This window comes from Sphingomonas sp. PEI4 (assembly GCF_056679955.1).
This window is the reverse complement of the sequence record NZ_CM155258.1, coordinates 97,224-118,061: the sequence shown is the minus strand read 5'-3', so window position 1 is coordinate 118,061 and position 20,838 is coordinate 97,224. Positions and strand designations below refer to the sequence as shown.

The 20,838-nt window shown below is 64.2% G+C and carries 12 protein-coding genes; 6 read left to right on the top strand and 6 right to left on the bottom strand.

What is annotated here, in order from left to right; all coding sequences use genetic code 11:
- Positions 1–39: 39 nt before the first annotated feature.
- The 3 genes from AC1MLZ_RS00560 to AC1MLZ_RS00550 all read left to right on the top strand — a co-directional run bounded on the left by AC1MLZ_RS00560 (position 40) and on the right by AC1MLZ_RS00550 (position 5,172).
- The gene (locus tag AC1MLZ_RS00560) at positions 40–324 is read left to right on the top strand and encodes a hypothetical protein (RefSeq protein WP_480959962.1); all 285 of its coding nucleotides are present in this window, start codon (positions 40–42) and stop codon (positions 322–324) included.
- Between the two features lie 340 nt (positions 325–664).
- On the top strand, positions 665–1,576 hold the full coding sequence (locus AC1MLZ_RS00555) for an ABC transporter ATP-binding protein (RefSeq protein ID WP_480959961.1): 912 nt from the start codon (positions 665–667) through the stop codon (positions 1,574–1,576).
- Positions 1,577–1,581: 5 nt separating this feature from the next.
- Positions 1,582–5,172 carry an ABC transporter permease/M1 family aminopeptidase gene (locus AC1MLZ_RS00550; protein ID WP_480959960.1) on the top strand — a complete coding sequence of 1,197 codons (3,591 nt, stop codon included), beginning with the start codon at positions 1,582–1,584 and terminating at the stop codon, positions 5,170–5,172.
- Positions 5,173–5,533: 361 nt separating this feature from the next.
- Here AC1MLZ_RS00550 and ahcY read toward each other — a convergent pair whose 3' ends face one another.
- Both ahcY and AC1MLZ_RS00540 read right to left on the bottom strand, forming a co-directional pair.
- Positions 5,534–6,955: an adenosylhomocysteinase gene (ahcY, locus tag AC1MLZ_RS00545; protein ID WP_480959959.1), complete on the bottom strand. Its 1,422-nt coding sequence runs from the start codon at positions 6,953–6,955 to the stop codon at positions 5,534–5,536.
- A 221-nt stretch (positions 6,956–7,176) separates the two neighbouring features.
- Complete coding sequence (locus tag AC1MLZ_RS00540; RefSeq protein ID WP_480959958.1) at positions 7,177–7,737, bottom strand: YqgE/AlgH family protein; 561 nt, start codon at positions 7,735–7,737, stop codon at positions 7,177–7,179.
- A gap of 109 nt (positions 7,738–7,846) precedes the next feature.
- On the opposite strand from AC1MLZ_RS00540, the gene AC1MLZ_RS00535 reads away from it, so the two are divergent.
- From AC1MLZ_RS00535 to AC1MLZ_RS00525, 3 genes are all read left to right on the top strand, one after another.
- Positions 7,847–8,326, top strand: a complete 480-nt coding sequence (locus AC1MLZ_RS00535; protein ID WP_480959957.1) for a redoxin family protein — start codon at positions 7,847–7,849, stop codon at positions 8,324–8,326.
- 192 nt (positions 8,327–8,518) lie between these two features.
- A complete protein-coding gene (locus tag AC1MLZ_RS00530; protein ID WP_480959956.1) occupies positions 8,519–9,955 on the top strand; it encodes an AMP nucleosidase in 1,437 nt (478 codons plus the stop codon).
- Between the two features lie 76 nt (positions 9,956–10,031).
- Entirely contained in the window at positions 10,032–10,523 is a 492-nt protein-coding gene (locus AC1MLZ_RS00525; RefSeq protein ID WP_480959955.1) for a hypothetical protein, read from the top strand.
- Between the two features lie 244 nt (positions 10,524–10,767).
- Here the strand turns inward: AC1MLZ_RS00525 and AC1MLZ_RS00520 are convergent, their stop codons facing one another.
- The 4 genes from AC1MLZ_RS00520 to AC1MLZ_RS00505 all read right to left on the bottom strand — a co-directional run bounded on the left by AC1MLZ_RS00520 (position 10,768) and on the right by AC1MLZ_RS00505 (position 20,243).
- Positions 10,768–12,606, bottom strand: coding sequence for a M2 family metallopeptidase (locus tag AC1MLZ_RS00520; protein ID WP_480961424.1), 1,839 nt, complete (start codon positions 12,604–12,606; stop codon positions 10,768–10,770).
- Positions 12,607–12,788: 182 nt separating this feature from the next.
- Positions 12,789–13,550 carry an alpha/beta fold hydrolase gene (locus AC1MLZ_RS00515; RefSeq protein ID WP_480959954.1) on the bottom strand — a complete coding sequence of 254 codons (762 nt, stop codon included), beginning with the start codon at positions 13,548–13,550 and terminating at the stop codon, positions 12,789–12,791.
- A gap of 128 nt (positions 13,551–13,678) precedes the next feature.
- Positions 13,679–18,667: a beta strand repeat-containing protein gene (locus tag AC1MLZ_RS00510; protein ID WP_480959953.1), complete on the bottom strand. Its 4,989-nt coding sequence runs from the start codon at positions 18,665–18,667 to the stop codon at positions 13,679–13,681.
- Positions 18,668–19,217: 550 nt separating this feature from the next.
- Positions 19,218–20,243: an aspartate-semialdehyde dehydrogenase gene (locus AC1MLZ_RS00505; protein WP_480959952.1), complete on the bottom strand. Its 1,026-nt coding sequence runs from the start codon at positions 20,241–20,243 to the stop codon at positions 19,218–19,220.
- Positions 20,244–20,838: the final 595 nt, after the last annotated feature.

Genomic DNA, 20,838 nt, shown 5'->3' with positions numbered 1-20,838 from the left:
CGCGATTGCCCCTCGATGATGATCGGCTAGTGTGCACGGATGTTGCCTGCCGATCTTCGCCGAACGCTCGTTATGACGACGGAGGTGCTGCGCGATGCCCTCGATCCCTGGTGGGTGATCTCCAGCGCCGCAGTGGCGTTGCACGGCGTCTCGCCGATCAACGTGGGCGACGTCGACGTGTCGCTGAGCGTACGGGATGCACGGAAGATTATGGAGGCGCTGGGCGTCGATCCGGTCGCAGGTGGCGCAAGCCCGTTGTTCCGGTCCGCAGTGTTCGGACGATGGACCGAGCCGCCGGAACCCGGGCCGAACGCAGGCGGATAGTCAATCGCCTCGTGGCATAGCGGCACGCATTCCCACGGCGACGGGCGCGGTTACCACACGCAGATCAACGCGCGTGTCGATAGCATTGCCGCCGGCCCTTCATCCTATAGAACGTTGCACAAGTGCTCGCGGTACTGTGGGCGGTCCACCATCAGAAAATACGCAACCAACCACAAAGGCCGAGAGGATGTCGATCCCCGAAACCTGGATCATACGCCTGCGCCCGCATGGCAGATGCCGGTTCAATCACCGGCACCAGACGGTCCATCCAAATCGAGGCATAAACCGCTTTACTCGAGCAATACACCGGGTAGGTTGACGACAAATCGGAAGGGTCTCCATGCTCGATCTCGAGAACGTCACGCAAATTTATGCCAACGGGACACGCGCGCTCGACGCCGTCACGCTGCACGTACCCAACGGAATGTTCGGGCTCCTTGGTCCCAATGGCGCGGGCAAGTCGACGCTGATGCGCACAGTCGCCACGTTGCAGACGCCGACGTCGGGCTCGATCCGGTTCGGGGAGATCGACGTGATCGCGAATCCCGAAGCGCTCCGCGAACGGCTTGGCTATCTCCCGCAGGATTTCGGTGTGTACCCGCGGGTATCGGCCTACGACATGCTGGATCACATGGCCGTGCTGAAAGGCGTGGCATCCGCGAAGGAGCGCAAGGACACCGTCGAGACGCTCCTCAACCAGACCAATCTCTGGTCGGTCCGCAAAAAGGCGATCGCCGGTTTCTCGGGCGGAATGCGGCAACGTTTCGGCATCGCGCAAGCGCTGATCGGCAATCCCGAACTCATCATCGTCGATGAACCGACCGCCGGACTCGACCCCGAAGAGCGCAACCGCTTCCTGAACCTTCTGGCCGAGATCGGCGAGAACGTCGTCGTCATCCTGTCGACGCATATCGTCGAGGACGTAGCCGATCTGTGCCCGCGCATGGCGGTGTTGGCAGCGGGCCGTATCCAGCTCGAAGGCGCGCCGCTCGAACTGATCGCACGCACGCGCGGTGCAGTGTGGGCCAAGACGATCGGGCGCGACGAACTCGACGAATGCCGGCTGCGCTACGAAGTGATCTCGACACGGCTGTTCGCGGGTCGCACGATCATCCACATCCTGTCGAACGACGATCCAGGCGAAGGCTTCACGGCGGCAGCAGGCGGTCTGGAGGACGTGTATTTCTCCACGCTGGCGCGATCGCGACGCGTGCTGGTCGACGAACCCGCCACCTCCGCTGCAGCAGTCTGAGCGCGATGTTCGCCCAGATCGCGCGCTTCGAACTCCGCTATCAGTTACGCAATCCGGTCTTCTGGGTGGTAGCGATCCTGTTCTTCCTGCTGACGTTCGGGTCGATGACCGTCGAACAGATCCAGATCGGCAGCGGCGCCAACATCCACAAGAATGCCCCCGTCGCGATCGCGCAGGTGCATCTGATCATGTCGCTGTTCTTCATGTTCGTGACGACCGCGTTCGTCGCGAACGTCATCGTGCGCGACGACGAGAGCGGGTTCGGGCCGATGGTACGCTCGACGCGCGTCGGCAAGTTCGATTATCTGATCGCCCGCTTCCTCGGCGCATTCGCCGCGGCGGCGCTTGCCTTCGCGGCAATTCCGCTGGCGATCTGGCTGGGATCGCTGATGCCTTGGATCGATGCCGAAACGCTCGGACCGAACCGGTTGCGCGATTATGCCTACGCCTATTTCCTGCTGGCGTTGCCCAACGTCTTCCTGACGTCGGCGATCTTCTTCGCGGTCGCCACCGCGACGCGCTCGATGATGTACAGCTATCTCGGCGTCGTCGTGTTCCTGGTGTTGTATCTCGCGATCAACGGCATTCTTCGAACGAAGCCCGAATGGCGTGCGGTGGGTGCCTATGTCGAGCTTTTCGGACTGGGTGCGCTCGGAACGACCACGCGCTACTGGACCGCCAGCCAGGCCAATGCCGGCCTGCCGCCGTTTACCGGCACGTTGCTCGCCAATCGCGCAATCGCCCTTACCCTCGGACTGATAGCGGTCGGCATCGCCTATGCCCGGTTCAGCTTCGCCGAACGCGGGATGTCGAAGCGCAAACTGAAGAAACAGCGCAGGAGCGACGAGAAGCTTGCCGCAACGCCACCCCAGACGGTCGAACGCCTGCCTCCGGCACGTCCGCAAGCCGCTGGCTGGACACGGCTGGCGTCGCGTTGCCGGTTCGAGATGGCGCTCGTGTTCCGCAGTCCTGCGTTCCTCGTGCTGCTGATCATCGGGTTGTTCAACACGTTGGCCGGGATGTTATTCGCCAACGAGATGTTCGGCGCACCGATCCGGCAACTGACGTTCGCGGTGATCGGCACGCTGCAAGGCAGTTTCAGCATCATCCCGCTGATCATCGCGATCTATTATGCGGGGGAGCTCGTATGGCGCGACCGCGAGCGCGGGATGCACGAGATCATCGACGCAACCTCGCTGCCCAACTGGGCGTACCTCGTGCCCAAGGTGCTGGCGGTAACGCTGGTGCTGTTCGCGACGCTGGTCATATCGGTGATCACTGCCTGCATGATCCAGCTCGCACGCGGCCAGACCGATTTGGCGCTTGGCCATTACCTGCTCTGGTATCTGCTGCCGATGACTGCGGACAGCCTGCTGATCGCCATCCTCGCGGTGTTTGTGCAGGCGATCAGCCCAAACAAATATGTCGGTTGGGCAGTGATGGTCGTCTATCTGGTGGGCACGATCACGCTCACCAATATCGGGTTCGAACACCCGCTTTATCAATATGGCAGCACGGGTAACACCCAGCTGTCCGACATGAACGGCGATCAGATCGGCGGCCCGGCGGGCTGGTGGTTGCGGCTCTATTGGGGCGGCGTCGCGGTCGCGCTCGGCGTGTTCGCGCATCTGCTGTGGCGGCGCGGGACTGAGACGCGACTCAAGGTTCGACTGGCACAGATGCCGCGCCGCCTGATCGGCGTACCGGGCGCGATCCTTACTGGTGCCTTGTACGTAACCGCCGCGACCGGTGCATTCCTGTACCACGATATGGACGTCGTGAACGTCTATCGCACCAAACAGGACGGTGAGGCGCGGCTGGCGGCGTACGAGAAGAAATATCTCAAATATGCGGCGCTGAAACAGCCTTCGATCACCGACATGCAACTCGCCATCGCGCTCGATCCCGATCAGCGACGCATGGAGGCGAATGGCACCTATGCCTTCGTCAACGACACCGGTGCGCCGCTACGCGACCTCCATGTCCGGCTGATGGACGATCTGACGCACATTCGTGCCATCACGATCCCCGGCGCACGGCTGGTGATGGACGATACCGACCTGCATTACCGCATCTACCGGTTCACGACCCCGATGGCAGTCGGCGCCAAGGGTAGTCTCGCCTTCCGATCACAACGATGGCAGCGTGGCCTCGTCGCCAACAACGACGATACGCGACTGGTCGGCAACGGTACTTTCCTGAACAACGGCGAGTTCGCGCCGCAACTCGGCATGGACCGCAACGGCCTGCTGCAGGACCGTGCCAAGCGACGCAAATACGGCCTTTCCCCCGAACTGCGTCCGGCCAAGCTCGAGGACCGATCGGCGCAGGACCGCAACCTGATCGTCAACGCACCCTGGGTGAATTCGGACATCACCGTCTCGACGATCGCGGGCCAGGTACCGATCGCCCCCGGACGCAAGGTCAGCGATACTGTCGCGGGCGGTCGCCGCACCGCGCGCTTCGTCTCCAGCGCGCCGATCCTCGCGTTCTTCTCGGTTCAGTCCGCGGCCTACGCACAGAAGTCGAAACTCGTCGACGGCGTCGCACTCACCGTGTTCTACGATCCGCAACACGCGTTCAACGTCGATCGGATGCTGGACGCGATGCAGACGTCGTTGCGCTATTACCGCAGCAACTTCGGACCCTATCAGTTCGATTATGCGCGGATCATCGAGTTTCCGGGCTATCAGAGCTTTGCGCAGGCCTTTGCCGGCACGATCCCTTATTCGGAGCGCATCGGCTTCATCGCCGACACGCGAAACCCCGAGAAGATCGACTATGTCAGCTATGTCACCGCGCATGAGCTGGGCCATCAATATTGGGGACACCAGCTGGTCAGCGCCGACATGCAGGGCGGATCGATGCTGGTCGAGACCATGGCGCAATACTCCGCGCTAATGGTCATGAAGCATGTGTACGGCGAGGATAAAATCCGGCGCTTTCTGAAATACGAACTCGATACCTATCTTCGCTCACGCGGCGGCGAAGTCGTGGAGGAGGTTCCGCTCGATCGCGTCGAGAACCAGGGCTATATCCACTACCGCAAGGGCTCGGTCGTGATGTACCTGCTGCAGGATCGGCTGGGAGAGGCGCGCGTCAACGCGATGTTGCGCGACCTCCTGAACCGCTACCGGTTCAAGGGCCGCCCCTACCCTCGCTCGACTGAACTGGTCGACGGCTTCCTGTCTCTGGCGCGAACACCGGCAGAGCGCGAACTCGTCCTCGATCTACTCGACCGCATTACCGTGTACGACCTCAAGGCGACATCCGCCACGACACGCAAGCTGGCCGGCGGGAATTTCGAAACAACGCTCATCGTGGAGGCGAGCAAGGTTTATGCGAACGGCGCCGGCGTGGAGAAATCCGCACGCTTGAACGACGACATCGACATCGGTGTCTTCGATCAGCGTCCCGGCCTCGGCAGTTTTGCTGCGAAGGATGTCATCCTGAAGAAACGCCGTCCGATAAAGTCGGGGGTGCAAAGCGTGCGCATAGTTACGAAACGGCGTCCTGCCTTTGCAGGGATCGATCCCTATACCCTCTATGTCGACCGCAACAGCGATGACAATATAGTCGCAGTCGTCGCCCGATGATCACGAACTCGTCCACCAAGGAAAAGCGGATTAGCGCCTTTATTCTGCCCGGGGCAGCAGCAGCCCTCGCGATCTGATCGAGGCAGGGCCATTCGCTCGGGCAGGATTGCAGCCTCGCGGCGATCTGGGTCGGGGTCGATGTCCTTGGTTAGCAACGCAAGAACCCGCCATCGCGACACGTCGGCGGATGATCCGCTTCCAGGCATCGACGCTTCCGGCCGTGACGTTCCGTCTTAATCTACCTGCCCGGCCGAGATGCTGTCTGGGTTCCATCGGCCCTTGTGCCCCTGCTCGGACGTAAAAAGGCCGCGCCCACCAAATGGCGGACGCGGCCTCTTAACCGACGGTCGCGGCGGCTATCTTAGTAGCGGTAATGGTCCGGCTTGAACGGGCCTTCGACCGGCACGCCGATATAGCCGGCCTGCTTGTCCGAAAGCTTCGACAGCTTCACGCCGAGCTTTTCGAGGTGGAGCATCGCGACCTTCTCGTCGAGGTGCTTGGGCAGGACGTAGACTTCGTTCTTGTAGTTCTCACCCTTGGTCCAGAGCTCGATCTGCGCGAGCGTCTGGTTGGTGAGCGAGGCCGACATCACGAACGACGGGTGGCCGGTGGCGCAACCGAGGTTCACCAGGCGACCCTTCGCCAGGATGATGATCTGCTTGCCGTCCGGGAACTTCACGAGGTCGGTGCCGGGCTTCACTTCGGTCCACTCGTAGTTCGACAGCGCGGCGATCTGGATCTCCGAGTCGAAGTGGCCGATGTTGCAGACGATCGACATCGGCTTCATCGCCTTCATGTGATCGGCGGTGATGACGTCGGCGTTGCCGGTCGCGGTCACGAAGATGTCGGCGCGGGTCACGGCCTCTTCCATCGTCACGACCTCGAAGCCCTCCATCGCCGCCTGCAGTGCGCAGATCGGATCGACTTCGGTGACCATCACGCGCGCGCCGCCGTTGCGGAGCGACTGGGCCGAGCCCTTGCCGACGTCACCGAAACCGGCAACCGCGGCAACCTTGCCGGCGAGCATGACGTCGGTCGCGCGACGGATCGCGTCGACCAGCGATTCTTTGCAGCCGTAGAGGTTGTCGAACTTCGACTTGGTGACCGAGTCGTTGACGTTGATCGCAGGGAAGGGAAGCTCGCCCTTCTTGGCGATCTCGTACAGGCGGTGAACGCCGGTGGTGGTCTCTTCCGAAACGCCCTTCAGGTTCTTGACGGTCTCGGTCAAGTAACCCGGGTTCTTCGCGACGTACGCCTTGAGCGCACGCTGCATCTCGACCTCTTCCTCGTTCTCGGGCTCGGGCATCGTGTGGCCGGCTTCGAGCTTGGCGCCCCAGAGTGCGAACATCGTCGCATCGCCGCCGTCATCGAGGATGATGTTGGCGGTCTGGCCTTCTACTTCACGATCCCATGCGAAGATGTCGCCGACATAGTTCCAGTAATCCGCGAGGCTCTCACCCTTGATCGCGAACACCGGCACGCCCGTCGCGGCGATCGCGGCGGCGGCATGGTCCTGCGTCGAGAAGATGTTGCAGGTCGCCCAGCGGACATCGGCGCCGAGCGCGGTCAGCGTCTCGATCAGGACGGCGGTCTGGATCGTCATGTGCAGCGAACCGGTGATCCGCGCGCCCTTCAGCGGCTGCGTAGGACCGAATTCGGTGCGCAGGGACATCAGGCCGGGCATCTCGGTCTCGGCGATGTTGATCTCGGCGCGGCCGAAATCGGCGAGGCTGATGTCGGCGACGACATAGTCGTTCTTCGTAGGCGCGATTGCGGTGGCCACGAGGAGTCTCCTAGAAAATCTTTGATCGGCGAGCCTCATGCCCGTGCCGGATGGCCTGCGCCTTAGAGGATCGAGGGCCTCAGATCAAATATAAAGATATCTTTATATGATGCCTCAGGATGAGATGCGGACCTTCTGCTCTCCTGCGAACGCAGGAGCCCAGGATTGCGCGGGACACCGTTCGTTACCCTGGACTCCTGCGTTCGCAGGAGAACGGGCGGTCAGGCTCTCCCCGTTTCCGCAACGAGCAGCCTTGGGTCTACGCCGGCCTGCGCGAAGGCCATCGTCCAACGGTCCTCTGCCGCGGTATCGAACAGAAGTTCGGCATCCCCGAGGACGTTGAACCACCCCGGACGCGACAATTCGCCCTCCAGCTGCCCGCCGTCCCAGCCGGCATAGCCCAGCGCCACGACCCACTGCGAAGGACCCTTCCCTTCGGCGATCGCGCGCAGCACGTCGACCGTGCTCGACAGCTTCCAGCGGCCGGCGACGTCCACCGAATCCTGCCCGCCCCAGTCGGACGAATGCACCACAAACCCGCGACGAGGCTCGACCGGGCCACCGAAATGCACCGGTGCGTTGGGCGCGTCGCCGGGCTGGATCCCGAACTGTTCCAGCAGATCGTGGAAGCCGAGCCCGTCGATCGTTGCGCCGATCCCGATGCCGATCGCACCGCTCTCGTCATGGCTGCAGATGGCGATCACCGCGCGCGCGAACCGCGGGTCGCTCATCCCCGGCATCGCGAGCAGGAATTGTCCGGAAAGAAAGGGCGTCTTGTCCATGCGTTGCACCATAGCGACGCACAGGGTCCCCCGCCACGCTTGAAATACCCGTGGCCGCGTCCAAGGTACGGCTCGCCCGAGACCAGCTCGCGGCGACAGGAGATTTCAGATGACGATCAGCGTCGGCGACCGGCTTCCCACTACCACTCTCGTCAAGGCCATGGCTGATGGCCCCGATCAGGTCGACACCGACAGCTTCTTCAAGGGCCGCAAGGTCGCGTTGTTCGCCGTTCCCGGCGCGTTCACGCCGACCTGCTCGGCCAAGCATCTGCCCGGTTTTGTCGAGAAGGAAGCGGAGCTGAAGGCCAAGGGGATCGACGAGGTCGCGTGCGTCTCGGTCAACGACGCGTTCGTGATGGGCGCGTGGGGCAAGTCGGCGGGTGCGGGCGACATCACGTTGCTGGCGGACGGCAATGGCGATTTCGCGAAGGCGATCGGGCTGACGATGGACGGATCGGGCTACGGCATGGGCATCCGCAGCCAGCGCTATTCGATGATCGTCAACGATGGCGTGGTGGAACAGCTGAACGTCGAGGCACCGGGCGAGTTCAACGTGAGCTCGGCGGAGCATCTGCTGAGCGCAATCTGAGCGAGCCGGCACAGAGGCTATATTCAGTTCCGTCATCCCCGCGCAGGCGGGGATCCAGATTGGCGAACCACGGTGATTGAACCGTGACGTCAGCCAGTATGGGTTCCCGCCTCCGCGGGAATGACGGACTCCAATACGCGCAGGTTTCCCCGGCGTCTTGCCACCGCAACATCGCCCACGTAACACTGTGCAATGACAATCGCATCCGACCTCGTCGCCGACCTCGACCGCCTCTACCGCGCCTCGGTCGAGCGCCTCCAATCCGCGATGAGCGCGTATATCGCCGACGGCACGACGCCCGATCCGGCCAGCCGCGCCGACGGCTCGTTCGCCTATCCCGAGATCCGGCTTACCTATAAGGGCGGCGTCGATCGCCCCACCCCACTCCGCTCGTTCGGCCGCCTCGTCACCGCCGGCGAATATCGGATCAGCGTCACCAAGCCCGCGATCTTCGCCGAGTACCTGACCGAGCAGTTGACCTTGCTGATCGAGGATTACGACGTCACCGTCGAGGCGGTCGAGGGCCGCCAGGAAATTCCGTTCCCCTACGTGATCGAACCCGGCCACGCGCTGAGCCTCGACGAGGTGTCCGCGACCGAATTGTCGCGTCATTTCCCCGCGACCGAACTCGCGCATATCGGCGACGAGATCGCCGACGGTCTGTGGGTCGCGCACGACGAGACGCGCCCGCTCGCGCTATTCGACGGCCTGCGCACCGATTTCAGCCTCGCCCGCCTGCGCCACTACATGGGCACGCCGGCCGAGCACGCACAGCGCTTCGTGCTGTTCACCAACTACCACCGTTACGTCGACGAGTTCGTCCGCTGGGCCGGTACGCAGTTGGGGGAAGGGTCGCGCTTCACGAGCCTGTCGGGCGCGGGCGGGATCACGATCTCGTCGGGGGACGACATCGACAAGATCATCTCCGACAGCGCGTGGCGGCGGCACCAGATGCCCGCCTATCATTTGATGGCGGACGACCGCACCGGCATCACGCTGGTCAATATCGGCGTGGGCCCGTCGAACGCGAAGACGATCTGCGACCATCTGGCCGTATTGCGCCCCGAAGCATGGCTGATGATCGGGCATTGCGGCGGCCTGCGCCCCAGCCAGCGGATCGGCGACTACGTCCTCGCGCATGCATACCTGCGCGACGACCATGTCCTCGACGACGTCCTGCCGCCCGAAATCCCCATTCCCGCGATCGCCGAAGTCCAGCTCGCGATGGCCAAGGCCGCCGAGATCGTCTCGGGCCAGTCGGGCGAGGAACTCAAGCGCCGCCTGCGTACCGGCACGATCGTGACGACCGACGACCGCAACTGGGAGCTGCGCTATTCGAAGTCGGCGCTTCGCTTTTCGCTCTCACGCGCGGTTGGCATCGACATGGAATCCGCGACGATCGCCGCGCAAGGCTATCGCTTCCGGGTCCCCTACGGCACGTTGCTCTGTGTCTCGGACAAGCCGCTCCACGGTGAGTTGAAGCTGCCGGGCCAGGCCAACCGCTTTTACGAGCGCGCGATCAGCGAGCATCTGCGGATCGGGATCGAGACCTGCGAACAGCTCCGTCTGGAAGGGGCCAAGCTGCATAGCCGCAAGCTCCGTGCGTTCGACGAGCCCCCGTTCAGATAAGGCGTTAGGTAAAAACTGGAGCGGATCGCGCGGGAATGCGTTACGCATCCGGAATCATTGCTGAGGGAAGATAGAAGTGGCCGACACCGACACGCCCGATACGGAAGCAAAGAAGCCTGTCACCCGCCGTCGCGCTCCGCGGAAGACGAGTGCGCCGAAGGCCGCTCCGGCCGCTGCGTCGTCTGCGAAGCCGGTCGCGGCAAAGCCGGTCGTGGAGAAGGCTGAAGCTGCCGCGCCGCCGCCGAAGGCCGCCGCCAAACCAGTGCCCAAGCCGCGCTCGACCAAGCGGAGCACCCCCCGCCCTGCCCCCGCCCGCAAGACCGTCGCGCCGATCGTGGTTGCCAAGGTGCCGGAGAAGACGCGCGGCAAATGGGGTGCGGCGGCGATCTTCAGCGGTGTCGCGGTTGCCGGAGCGGCGGTCGGCGCGTTGCTCACCTTGCGGGGAAGCACGCCCAAGGTTCCCGCGTTGCCCAAGCCCGAGGACAGGCATGCGCATCAGGCGGACGGTACGGACTCGTCGAAGTCGTTCGAGGCTGGGATCGCGGACGAAGGTACGATTCCGGAGTAGCTCTACCATTCCACCCCGGCGGAGGCCGGGGCTCAATTGGAACGTCCTGGGTAACGAAGCGCACCGCTCGATTGACGGAGTTTCCCAATTAGACCCCGGCCTTCGCCGGGGTGGTAGAAACGGATAGCGCGTGTCTAACCGTTCCCCCGCGGATGCGGGAGCCCAGCTAAATCATGGGAGCGTTCGTGATCCTGGGCCCCCGCTTTCGCGGGGGAACAAGGCGTTGGGAAATCGGCACCCCCCCTCACCAACCAGTCGGCTTCCCCTTGTTCTGCACGTCCAGCCACGCCTTCAACGGCGCGAAATACTCCACGAGCGCGGCGCCCGACATCTCGCGGCTGCCGGTGAACACCTGCAACGCATCCGGCCAAGGCTTCGATTGCCCCATGCTCAGCATCGCGTTCAGCTTCGTCCCGACCGCCTTGTCGCCATAGAACGAGCACCGATGCAGGGGCCCCTTCCAGCCGGACTGGTCGCACGCCGCCTTGTAGAACTGGAACTGCAGCACCCGCGCCAGGAAGTAGCGGGTGTACGGCACCGCCGCGGGAATGTGGTATTTAGCGCCGGCATCGAACTTCGTCTCGTCGCGCGCGACCGGCGGCTTGATGCCCTGATATTGCAGCCGCAACTGGTCCCACGCCGCCTGATAGCCGGTCGCGGGGATCTGACCCGAAAACACGCCCCAGCGCCATTTGTCGATCAGCAGCCCGAACGGCAGGAACGCGACCTTGTCCATCGCCTGCCGCAGCAGCAACCCGATGTCCTTGTCCGCGCTCGGCACCTTCGCCTGATCGAGCAGGCCGATCTTCACCAGGTAATCCGGTGTGATCGACAGCGCGACGGTGTCGCCGATCGCCTCGTGGAAACCGTCGTTCGCGCCGTTCGCGTACAGGAACGGCTGTGCCTTGTACGCGCGCTGATAGTAATTGTGGCCGAGTTCGTGGTGGATCGTGACGAAGTCGTCGGCGTTGACCTTCGTGCACATCTTGATCCGGATATCGTCCTTGGCGTCGAGATCCCAGGCCGACGCATGGCAGATCACGTCGCGGTCGGCCGGCTTGGTAATCTGCGACCGCTTCCAGAACGTGTCGGGCAGGGCTGCGAAGCCGAGCGACGAATAGAAGCCCTCGCCCTGCTTCACCATCTTGAGCGGATCATAGCCCTTCGCCTTTAGCAGCTCACCGGTATCGAAACCAAGATCGCCCGCGCCCTTGGGTGCGACGATGTCGTAGATATTGCCCCATTCCTGCGCCCACATATTGCCGAGCAGGTCGCTGCGGATCGGTCCGGTCTTCGCCTGCACCGCGTCGCCGTATTTCTCGTTCAACTTCCACCGCGTATAGGTGTGGAGCGCCATGTAGAGCGGCTCGACCTCTTTCCAGATCTTGTCGGTCAGCGCCGCGAACTGCTCCGGCGTCATGTCGTAGCCCGAGCGCCACAGTGCACCGACGTCCTTGTAGCCAAGCTCACGCGCGCCCTCGTTGGAAATCGCGGTCATCTTCGCATAGTCGCCGCGCATCGGCGCACCGACCTTGTCGTTCCAGCTCGTCCACATCTCGGTCAGCTTGGCGGGATCGCGCGTGGAGCCCATCGCCGCCTCGATATCGGACCCGTTGATCGGCTTGCCGTCGAGCGTTCCCATGCCCTTGCCGTAGGAGGAGGACATCTTTGTGGTCAGCGTCGACAGCTCCTCGGACGCGCCCGCGCGCGTCGGCGCCGGCAGGGTCAGCCCGCCGCGCAGCAGGTCGAGCTTGCGCTTCGTATCGAACGACAGCCCCGGAAGCGATGCATAGCGCGCCGCGCCGAGCGCATACTTCACCCCGAGATCGGTCATCTCCGCACCCGACTTTGCGGCCAGCGCGTCGGTATCGTCGGTGATGTAGGTCGCGTTGACCCATGCCACGCGGTTCGCGTCGAGCGACGCGGCGGCCATGACCTTCTCGGCCTCGGCGACGAACGCATCCGCCTGCGCGACGGTCGGCTTGCCCGTCGCGACTTTGGTGGCGACCTGAGCACCTGCAACGGACGGCACGGCACACAGCGCGCCGGCCAGAGCAAACATCGAAACGCTGAACCGAACCATCATTTTCCCCTTTGTATGGGGCATTGATTGCGGGTCGATGGCCTGTCGGTCAAGCCACGTCACGTGCCCCCCTCGTCATCCTGACGAAAGTCAGGACCCAGGTTAACGAGCGTCATCCCGTGTGGCTCTGGGTCCTGACTTTCGTCAGGATGACGGACGGGGTTGGGTGAGGTCGCGATCCCTCAGCGCGCGAGGAAGTCCGCGATCGCCTGCCCGAGTTCGGGCTTTACCACCGCGCTCATGTGGCCGCCGGGCGTTTCGACATAGATCCCGTTTGGCAGGGCGACAGCAAGATCGGGAGCCGAGCCGTTGTCCTGATCCTCGCCGCCACACACGACCAGGGTCGGCTGCTGGATCGCCTTTACGCTTGCCAGCGGCGTGTCGACGAACGTCTCGAGGATGCCGAGCAGCGCGACCGGATCGCCGCCCGTAGTCTTCAGGAACGCCTCCGCCAGCCATTCGGGCGTGCCCTGCACGTGCTGGCCGAGCCTGGTCAGGATGTTCCGGAAATGCCCGGCACGGCGCGACGTCTGGGTAAGCCCTTCCAGACCCATGCCCGAGAAGATCACGCGCCGCGGCGTCGCTCCCGTCGCCAGCATCCGCGACGTCGTCCTTGCGCCCAGCGAATAGCCACCCAAATCATACTCGGTCAGCCCGAGGTGCGCGATCAAGGCATGGCCGTCCTGCGTCAACGCGTCCGCCGGGTACGCCTCCAAACCATGCGGCTTGCCGCTTTCGCCGTGCGCGCGCAGGTCCGGCAGGATCACGCGGAACCCCTTGGCGGCGATCTTCGCGGCATGGCCGTAGCGAATCCAGTTGGTCTTCGCGTCGGAAAAATAGCCGTGGATCAGCACCACCGGCCGGCCCTCGCCGACTTCACGCCACGCCAGCCGCGTGCCGTCGAAGCTTTCGAAATACTGAGTCTCGCTCGGGGTGCTGGCCACGGTCTCATCCTGTACTTGGTTCGCCGCCAGTTCGGAGAGCAACCGCCGTCTGTCAACGTCTCCCAAACGAAAACGGGCGACCCGAAGGCCGCCCGCTCCGTCATCATTGGACGATCAGAACTGGCAGATCAGAACTGATACCCGATCCCGCCCGACGCGCCGGCCTTGCCCTGCGAGTCGTACGTCCCGCTCAGCTTGACCACGGTATGTCCGTCGTTGAAGGCCTTGGACATGCCGACCGCGACCGCCGACTGCCCGGCATAGGTGCCGCCGCCGACCGCAACCATGCCCTTGCCGGCTTCATACGCCTGGGGGAGCCCCGCAGCGGCGAGCGCGCTCGACGTTCCCGCATAGCTGTCGCGCCGGACCGAGCGCAGGTCGAAGTTCAGCGCCGCGATCTGCCCGTCGGTATAGCTGTTGGCCTGCGTGACCGCCGAGTTGATGCCGGAGTTCAGCTGCCCGACATTGACCGCATCGGTGGTCGACACGCCTGCTGCGACGTTGCTCAGGACGGTCGCCGCGCCGCCTGCATTGAACGTCACGTTGGTACGCGACGGACCATATTGCACCGAGTTGCTGCCCAGCGCGAGGGCAGTGTCCGCGGTGCCCTGTGCGGTCGCGACCGCTTGGTTGGTGGTGTAGAGCTGCCCGCCGTTCACTGCCTCGGCCGAGCCCGCCGCGACCGTACCTGCGGCCACGTTGGCGATCGTCACCGGCGCCGCCGCATTGCCGCCCGCGAGCGTCACGGTGTTGGTCCGCGCGCCATTGGCGTCGGTGTTGTACGACACCGCGTTCACGGCCGTCAGCGCCAAGGCATAGACCTGCCCGCCAATGACCGCGTCGGTCGATCCCGCCGCGATCGAGCCGCCAGCGACGTTGTGCAGGCCAACCGGCCCTGCCGCCGCCCCGACAAGGGTCAGGTCGTTGGTCGGCGTGCCGCCATTGGGCGTCGTGGGGCTGCCGGGGTTGGAATATTGCACCGTCCCGATCGCGCCGTTGTTGATATCGTTGCCGAGATTGGTGACGGCGGTGCTGACATTGGTCACCGAGGCGCCGAGATTGGCGACGGTACCCCCGAGATTGGTGACCGTGGTCGAGAGGTCGGTCACCGTATTGCCGAGATTGGTGATAGCCGTGGTGTTCGAGGCGACCGCCTGGTTGGTGGCGGCGAGCTGCGCGCCGTTCACCGCGTCGGTCGACGTGGCGTTGACCGCGCCCGCCGCGACATTGCCGATCGTCGTGCCGCCCGCTCCACCGAGCGTCACTGAGGTCTGTGCGGCATTGTCGTAGCTCACGCTGTTCGTCGCCACCTGGCCGATCTGCCCGCCAACGCCGGCAAGCGCATCGCCGACATTGGTATAGGTCGTGCCGTTGATGACGTAGCTCGGACCGGTGATCGCGCCGGTCGTGACGTTGTACGCCGCGCCGCCGCCGAGGCCTGCGACGAACGCGTTGCCCAGCGTGTTCGAGACACCGCGCAACTGCGCGACGTTGACCGCGTCGGTATCCTCGCTGCCGGCGGCGACGCCGGTGATCTGGCGTGTGCCGAGCGGCGCGAACGTCCCGGTGGCGGGATCGATATAGTCGGCTGTGCGGGCGACCGCGATCTCGCCGATCGAGGCTTGCGTGCCGGTGACGCCGAACGCAGTGTAGCTGGCGACCCCACCCCGCAACGTCGAGGAGGCGCTGCCCAGCGCGACGCTGTTTTCGAGATTGGCGATCGCCCCTGCGCCAAGCGCGGTCGAGGCGAAGGCGGTGGCCGACGAGAGCGTGCCGAGCGCGGACGAACCGAAGCCGGAGGCAACGGAGCGTTCGCCGACGGCAAGCGTATAGTCCGCCGAGGCCAACGCTTCTGTGCCGAGCGCCGTCGAGTTCAGCCCGCTCGCTGCCGAGTTGTTACCGAAAGCGGCGGCAAAGTCCCCCGTGGCGGCGCTGGCGTTGCCGACCGCCAGCGTGTTGACGCCGCCGGTCACGATGTCCGACCCAAAGGCGAGCGAGCCGTCGCCGTTCACCTGGTTTCGGTTGCCCAGGGCCAGCGCGCCAAGACCGTTGACGACGTTGCTCGTGCCGATCGCGATCGTCCCGTTGCCGGTCGCCTGGTTGGTCTGGCCGATCGATACCGATCCGTTGCCGGTGGCGAAGTTGGTGTCGCCCAGCGCCACCGCGCCGATCCCCGTTGCCTGGTTGTCGCGGCCAAGCGCGACCGCACCGTCGCCGATCGCGATATTGGGATCGCCGATCGCCACCGCGCCGTTACCGGAAGCGATATTGGCGAAACCGATCGCCACCGCCCTGCCGGCGATCGCGCTGGATCCGTCGCCGATCGCCACCGATCCCGCGCTCGAAGCGACCGTGTTGCGCCCGGCGGCGATGGAACCATCGGCACTGGCGACGGCGTTCGGGCCGATCGCCGTGGAATCGGTACCCATTGCCTGCGAATCCGCCATGACCGAAGTCGCGTTGAAATAGCGCAGATCGGTGCCCGGCGAGATGCCGCCGATCGATGTCTCGATCGCGGACACGGCACCCTGCACGCTGCCATAGGTCGTGCCGCCATAGAGGATGCCCGCAGTCACCGCGCCCGTACCCGGATTGTAGGTCGAGCTCCCGCCGAGTGCGGAGGCAAGGCTGCTGCCCAGCCCGAACAGCTGCCCGCCATTGACCGCATCCAGGCTGCCGGCGCCAAGCACACCCGCAGCCACGTTGGTGATGCGCTGCGCCGCCCCGCCACGGTTCGCATTGAACGCCTGAAGCGTGCCGTCGTACAGCAAGGCGTCGGTTTGAAGGCCCGTAACGCTGGTATTGATGTTCGCGATGTTGGTCGTGTTGACGCTGACCGCATCGTTGGTGGCGCCGAGCTGTGCGCCATTTACCGCATCGGTGCTGCCCGCGCCGAGCGCGCCGGCCGCGACGTTTGTGATCTGCTGCCCCACCCCGCCGCGCGCGGCGTTGTAGGCCTGCAGCGTGCCGTCATAGAGCAAGGCGTCGGTCTGGAGCGCGGTGACGCTCGTCGAGACGTTGGCGATATTGGTGGTGTTGGTAGCCACCGCATCGTTGGTCGCGCCGAGCTGTGCGCCGTTCACCGCATCGGTGCTGCCCGCGCCGAGCGCGCCGGCCGCGACGTTTGTGATCTGCTGCGCCACCCCGCCGCGCGCAGCATTGTAGGCCTGCAGCGTGCCGTCATAGAGCAAGGCGTCGGTCTGGAGCGCGGTGACGCTCGTCGAGACGTTGGCGATGTTGGTGGTGTTGGTCGCCACCGCATCGTTGGTGGCGCCGAGCTGTGCGCCGTTCACCGCATCGGTGCTGCCCGCGCCGAGCGCGCCGGCTGCGACGTTGCCGATCGCGACGGGTGCCGCGCCGGTGCCGACGCCGCCCAAGGTCACACGCGTCCGACCGATGTCATCATACTGCACCGCAAGCGCGGACAATCCGCTGACCTGACCCGATACGGTGGCAAGCTGGCCGCCGTTTACCGCGTCGGTCGAACCCGCCGCCACGACGCCGTCGCCGACGTTATGGAGCGCAACGGGTCCAGCAGCCGCGCCGACCAGCGCAACGTCGTTGGTCGGTACGCCGCCATTGGGCACGGTCGGCGTCGCCGCATTCGAATATTGCAGCGCGCCGACGCCACCATTGGTGATGCTGGTCGTGAGGTTGGTCAGCGCCGTGTTGGTGTTCGTGACGTTGGTGTTGGTCGCGAACAGCTGGCTGCCGTTGACTGCCTCGGTCGAGGTCGCACCGAGTGTGCCGGCCGCGACATTGCCGAGCGCGACCGGATCCGCACCCGTGCCAGCGCCGCCGAGCGTCGCCCGCGTGCGCGTCGCATCGTCATACTGCACCGCCAGCGTCGCGAGGGTCCCGACCTGCCCCGTTACCGTGGCAAGCTGTCCGCCGTTGACCGCGTCGGTCGACCCTGCGGCTACCGTCCCGTCTGCGACATTATGCAGCCCGACTGCGCCCGGCGCCGCGCCGACCAGCGCGACGTCGTTGGTCGGCGTGCCACCGTTCGGCACCGTCGGCGTCGCGGCATTGGCATATTGCACCGCACCGATCGCGCCGTTGTTGATGTTGGTCGTCAGGTTCGAGACGTTGGTGTTGGTCGCGAACAACTGGCTGCCGTTGACCGCGTCGGTCGAGGCCGCGCCAAGCGCGCCTGCCGCAACGTTGCGGAGTGCGACCGGGGCCGCGCCGGTGCCGACACCGGCCAGCGTCACGCTTGCCCGGGTCGCATCGTCATACTGTACCGCACCGCTTGCGACCGTGCCGATCTGCGCCTGGACGCCGGTGAGCTGTGCGACGTTGACCGCATCGGTTGCCGCGCTACCGGCGGCGACGTTGGTGATCTGCCGCTGAGCGGTTGCGGTGCCGACCGAAACCTCGCCCGCCGAATTCTGCACCGCCGTGCCAAGGCCGACCGCGGTATAGCCTGCCACTGGTCCGCGTGCGGCGACGCTGCCTGCGCCAAGAGCGACACCGTTCGCTCCGGTGGCGCTGGCAGCCGTACCCAGCGCGATCGCGCCAGTCGCGTCGGCGCCGACGGTCGCATCGCTGCCGAGCGCGATCGAGCCGAGCGCGGTCGCATTGGTCAGCGCCCTGTTGCCGAATGCGATCGAGTTCGCCTCGCCTGCAAACGCTTGGGCACCCGTCGCACCCAGCCCGGTGATGCGGTTGCCGCCGATCGCGATGCCGGCCGGCGTCCGCAACGAGAAACCGTCCGCCTGCGAGACGCAGTTGGAATTGGGTCCAACCGCATTTCCGTTTACGTCAAGTACGCTCAGCGTGATATCATCGCCATCGGCCGCAGCGGTCAGCAACCCATCTACGTCGATGGTCTCTGTCGTCGATGGAACGGCAGGAATTAGCCCACCCAGCAATGGCACGAGGAGAACTCGATTCACGCTCGTCAGGACAGGATTGAGCGTGTTCTGTATCGGCGTGACGACCCCGCCGATGACCGGACGAATGATCTCGGTAATGACCGATTTCGGAAGGCTGATGCCGGAGCACACGCCGACGACGTTGGGTGGCGGGACGATTTGGGCGGCGGCCGGTTGCGACGCGAGCGTGGTCGCGGCGGCCAGCCCGATCAGCGATACGCCGCCGCGGATCTGCCGCAAGATGCCGGTGTCGCGGCGCGTCCTGACGGTTTCGTGCAGCCTGGGTGTGATTCCACCCGAATTCCGTGTTTCCGACGCATTCCGATAAGCCGACGCGATAGACATGCCGATAACCTCCACTAACGACTGCCGCTGCAGCCCAATCATTACCAGCTCCCAGTCGACTACCGACCAAGTTACCGGAACTCATGATGTCTTGGCTCCCTACTACTAACAGTAAGTTACCCGATAAAACGGCAATGATCTGTATGGATGTTGTCTATTTCAGTATTTTATACTTATAACGGTTCTACCTTTGAGCAGATTAACCGATGATGTGAGATATTAACTATTCCGCTTAACCCGTGCACTGGCATGCTGCACCAACCAATCGATCCAATTCAAGATTAGTCGCCGATCGGATCGATTGTCGAAATGGATGGAACCGGCGGTACGCGGGCGACGAAAATTTAACCTGTTCGTCAGATGACGAAAAACCGCGCCGCCATTCGGGATGGCGACGCGGTCATTCCGGTCGAAATGCGAAGCCGGGGCGAATCACCCCGCCGTTTTACGCCTTCTGCAGATGCCGACGCCCGAGCAATTCGGCGATCTGCACCGCGTTCAGCGCGGCCCCCTTGCGAAGGTTGTCGCTGACGCACCACAGGTTCAGGCCGTTCTCGACGGTCGGATCCTCGCGCACGCGGCTGATGTACGTCGCGAAGTCGCCGACGCATTCGATCGGCGTGATGTAGCCGCCGTCCTCGCGCTTATCGACCAGCATGATGCCGGGCGCCTCGCGGAGGATGTTCTGCGCTTCCTCGGCCGAGATCTCGTTCTCGAACTCGATGTTGATCGCTTCCGAATGGCCGACGAATACCGGCACGCGCACGCACGTCGCGGTGACCTTGATCTTGCGATCGAGGATCTTCTTGGTCTCGACGACCATCTTCCATTCTTCCTTGGTCGAGCCGTCGTCGAGGAAGCTGTCGATGTGCGGGATCACGTTGAAGGCGATCTGCTTGGTGAACAGCTTGGGCTCGGCCGGATCGCCGACGAAGATGTTGCGGCTCTGCTCGAACAGTTCGTCCATGCCAGCCTTGCCCGCGCCCGATACCGACTGGTAGGTCGAGACGACCACGCGCTTGATCACCGCAGCATCGTGTAGAGGCTTCAGGGCGACGACCATTTGCGCGGTCGAGCAGTTCGGGTTGGCGATGATATTCTTCGCGCGATAGCCGTCGATCGCCTCGGGGTTCACCTCGGGCACGATCAGCGGCACGTCGGGATCCATGCGGTACAGCGACGAATTGTCGATCACGACGCAGCCGGCAGCGGCGGCGATCGGCGCGTGGATCGCGGTGCCCTCCGAGCCGATCGCGAACAACGCCATGTCCCAGCCGTTCCAGTCGAAATGCTCGATGTTCGTGCACTTGATCTGCTTGCCGGTGTCGCCGTAATCGACCATCAACCCCTGGCTGCGCGAAGACGCGACGCAGGCGATCTCGTCCGCCGGAAACTCGCGCTCCGCCAGGATATTGAGCATCTCGCGCCCGACATTGCCGGTCGCCCCTGCGACCACCACCCGATAACCCATGTTTCAACTCCGATTGGACTTGGCCGCGCAGTACCGACGTTGCGTGGCGAGGTCCAACGGCTTTCGACTTGTTGCGCGGATAGTGGGGGTTTGGGAGGCGCGCTCGGGGAGACTGCGCCCTCCCTTCATTGTTCTCCCGTGCACCACCCCGACGGAGGCCGGGGCCCAATTGGAAAGATCGCAGTAACGGAGAATAGCGCTCAGTTAGCGCCATCCTCCAATTGGGCCCCGGCCTTCGCCGGGGTGGAGCCCCTAGTGCCGGACCATCTTCTACTCACATCGCCAGTAGATTTTCAAAATCCGTGGTAGAGTTGATGTCCGGTTTGGGAGGTTAGCTGCCGTTCACGACTGGCAGCCTGCAAGCGTCTAGATCGCGATCCCAAGCGCCACCGCGATCTAAACAACGGTCATTCGCAACGAAGCCGTGACCAACCCAACCTGCTGAAATGCCCATGAACAAGGCAACGATAACAGCCATCAGAGTGCGGAACTTCATACCGCCACGCTGTCAACTTCCGAAGGAGCCGTCAATCTCTGCAATTGGCGTTTTCAGCCCCCGAGCGTCGTACGAGCAGCGTTTGATACAGCATCCACG

Coding starts and splice junctions, on each gene's coding strand:
- AC1MLZ_RS00535 (WP_480959957.1), top strand. CDS start 7,847: ATGACGATCAGCGTCGGCGACCGGCTTCCCACTACCACTCTCGTCAAG.
- AC1MLZ_RS00520 (WP_480961424.1), bottom strand. CDS start 12,606: ATGGTTCGGTTCAGCGTTTCGATGTTTGCTCTGGCCGGCGCGCTGTGT.
- AC1MLZ_RS00530 (WP_480959956.1), top strand. CDS start 8,519: ATGACAATCGCATCCGACCTCGTCGCCGACCTCGACCGCCTCTACCGC.
- AC1MLZ_RS00550 (WP_480959960.1), top strand. CDS start 1,582: ATGTTCGCCCAGATCGCGCGCTTCGAACTCCGCTATCAGTTACGCAAT.
- AC1MLZ_RS00560 (WP_480959962.1), top strand. CDS start 40: ATGTTGCCTGCCGATCTTCGCCGAACGCTCGTTATGACGACGGAGGTG.
- AC1MLZ_RS00555 (WP_480959961.1), top strand. CDS start 665: ATGCTCGATCTCGAGAACGTCACGCAAATTTATGCCAACGGGACACGC.
- AC1MLZ_RS00540 (WP_480959958.1), bottom strand. CDS start 7,737: ATGGACAAGACGCCCTTTCTTTCCGGACAATTCCTGCTCGCGATGCCG.
- AC1MLZ_RS00505 (WP_480959952.1), bottom strand. CDS start 20,243: ATGGGTTATCGGGTGGTGGTCGCAGGGGCGACCGGCAATGTCGGGCGC.